The sequence below is a fragment of the Anaerosporomusa subterranea genome (genome assembly GCF_001611555.1).
GTDB classification, from domain to species: domain Bacteria; phylum Bacillota; class Negativicutes; order Sporomusales; family Acetonemataceae; genus Anaerosporomusa; species Anaerosporomusa subterranea.
This window is the reverse complement of the sequence record NZ_LSGP01000003.1, coordinates 1-2500: the sequence shown is the minus strand read 5'-3', so window position 1 is coordinate 2500 and position 2500 is coordinate 1. Positions and strand designations below refer to the sequence as shown.

Here is a 2500-nt window from a genome sequence, read left to right as displayed (position 1 = left end):
TGTTTAACCTTTAAATTAAATTTAGAGAATAAACAATTTCGTCAAGAATTCAAATGATGGTAATTTATTATCGCTAATAAATTACTAGCTAATTTTGTAGAAATCAAACGAAAGTTTGATTAGACTATATATGATAGGTCAAGCTACAAAGGGCGCATGGTGAATGCCTTGGCACTAGGAGCCGAAGAAGGACGTGATAAGCTGCGATAAGCTTTGGGTAGGCGCAAATAGCCAGTGATCCAGAGATTTCCGAATGGGGAAACCCGCATAGTTAACACTATGCACTTTATACTGAATACATAGGTATATAGAGGTAAACCCGGGGAACTGAAACATCTAAGTACCCGGAGGAAGAGAAAGAAACATCGATTTCCTAAGTAGCGGCGAGCGAAAGGGAAAGAGCCCAAACCTAAGTCTTTGACTTAGGGGTTGTGGACAGATCATAAAATTGCGAATTTCTTAGCTGAAGACAACTGGAAAGTTGCTCCGCAGAAGGTAATAGGCCTGTAAGCGAAAGGAAATAAGCAAGAGATCTGATCCAGAGTACCACGAGACACGTGAAACCTTGTGGGAAGCAGGGAGGACCACCTCCCAAGGCTAAATACTACCTAGTGACCGATAGTGAAGAAGTACCGTGAGGGAAAGGTGAAAAGAACCCCGGGAGGGGAGTGAAATAGAACCTGAAACCGTAGTACCGTGAGGGAAAGGTGAAAAGAACCCCGGGAGGGGAGTGAAATAGAACCTGAAACCGTGTGCCTACAACCGGTCGAAGCACTTTATATGTGTGACGACGTGCTTTTTGTAGAACGAGCCAACGAGTTACGATATGTAGCGAGGTTAAGTACTTAAGGTACGGAGCCGAAGGGAAACCGAGTCTGAATAGGGCGCAAAGTTGCATGTCGTAGACCCGAAACCGGGTGACCTATCCATGGCCAGGATGAAGCGAGAGTAAAATCTCGTGGAGGTCCGAACCACGTTGGTGTTGAAAAACCATGGGATGAGCTGTGGATAGCGGAGAAATTCCAATCGAACTCGGAGATAGCTGGTTCTCCTCGAAATAGCTTTAGGGCTAGCGTCGATTAACTGAGTAATGGAGGTAGAGCACTGAATAGGCTAGGGGGCATATCGCTTACCGAACCTTATCAAACTCCGAATGCCATATACTTTTATTTCGGCAGTCAGACTGCGAATGATAAGATCCGTAGTCAAAAGGGAAACAGCCCAGACCATCAGCTAAGGTCCCAAAGTGTAAGTTAAGTGGTAAAGGATGTGGGATTTCTAAGACAACTAGGATGTTGGCTTAGAAGCAGCCACTCATTTAAAGAGTGCGTAATAGCTCACTAGTCAAGAGATCCTGCGCCGAAGATGTCCGGGGCTAAAACTTACCACCGAAGCTATGGATGTACACTATGTGTACGTGGTAGAGGAGCTTTCTGCATTGGCTGAAGTCGTACCGTAAGGAGCGGTGGACGATGCAGAAGTGAGAATGTTGGCATAAGTAGCGAGAGCCAGGTGAGAATCCTGGCGGTCGAAAACCTAAGGTTTCCTGAGGAAGGCTCGTCCTCTCAGGGTTAGTCGGGACCTAAGCCGAGGCCGAAGGGCGTAGGTGATGGACAACAGGTTGATATTCCTGTACTACCAACTGACGTTATCAGAAATGGGGTGACGCAGGAGGATAAGATTTGCACACTATTGGATGTGTGTCTAAGCATTTAGGAGTAGCTGGTAGGCAAATCCGCCAGCCGAATCTGAGGTGTGATGGGGAGCCCGTATGGGCGAAGTATCTGATTCCACGCTGCCAAGAAAAGCCTCTATCGAGGAAGTTGGTACCCGTACCGCAAACCGACACAGGTAGGTGAGGAGAGAATCCTAAGACCAGCGGAAGAATTGCTGTTAAGGAACTCGGCAAATTGACCCCGTAACTTCGGGAGAAGGGGTGCCACCGAAAGGTGGTCGCAGAGAATAGGCCCAAGCAACTGTTTAGCAAAAACACAGGTCTCTGCTAAAGCGAAAGCTGATGTATAGGGGCTGACGCCTGCCCGGTGCTGGAAGGTTAAGGGGATCACTTAGCGCAAGCGAAGGTGTGAACTTAAGCCCCAGTAAACGGCGGCCGTAACTATAACGGTCCTAAGGTAGCGAAATTCCTTGTCGGGTAAGTTCCGACCCGCACGAATGGCGTAATGATTTGGGCACTGTCTCAACAGCAAATCCGGCGAAATTGTAGTGCAAGTGAAGATGCTTGCTACCCGCGATTGGACGGAAAGACCCCGTAGAGCTTTACTGTAGCTTAGCATTGAATTTCGGTATTGTCTGTACAGGATAGGTGGGAGACTGAGAAGTAGGACCGTCAGGTTCTATGGAGTCATCCTTGGGATACCACCCTGACAGTACTGGGATTCTAACTGGAGGCCATGAATCTGGTCACAGGACATTGTTAGGTGGGCAGTTTGACTGGGGCGGTCGCCTCCTAAAAAGTAACGGAGGCGCCCAAAGGTTCCCT

1 rRNA gene is annotated in these 2500 nt (G+C 48.0%); it reads left to right on the top strand.

Going from position 1 to position 2500, the window contains the following annotated elements:
• Nucleotides 1-136 precede the first annotated feature (136 nt).
• Nucleotides 137-2500 (top strand): 23S ribosomal RNA (locus tag AXX12_RS01765); the annotation flags it as partial.